The organism is Acinetobacter sp. AL9 (genome assembly GCF_041464035.1).
GTDB lineage: Bacteria > Pseudomonadota > Gammaproteobacteria > Pseudomonadales > Moraxellaceae > Acinetobacter > Acinetobacter towneri.
Genome location: NZ_JAYFSK010000308.1, coordinates 1 through 218, shown reverse-complemented (window position 1 = coordinate 218; position 218 = coordinate 1). Strand labels below are relative to the sequence as shown.

At 39.9% G+C, this 218-nt stretch carries 1 rRNA gene; it reads left to right on the top strand.

The features are described 5' to 3' along the window. Nucleotides 1-109, top strand: a 23S ribosomal RNA gene (locus ACEO2X_RS14845); the annotation flags it as partial. Nucleotides 110-218 lie beyond the last annotated feature (109 nt).

Sequence of the window (218 nt, the reverse complement as noted above, 5' to 3'; positions counted from 1 at the left end):
TTTATGCCTCCTAAAGAGCCGTTGAAGACTACGACGTTGATAGGTTGGATGTGGAAGCATAGCGATATGTGAAGCTGACCAATACTAATTGCTCGTGAGGCTTGACTATACAACACCCAAACAGTTGGGGTTGTATGCTCAATCGATTCAAATCCAATCAGTCAATTCAGACTGATCTTGATTTAGTTAACGCTAAACAATAAAATTCAGACCCAATA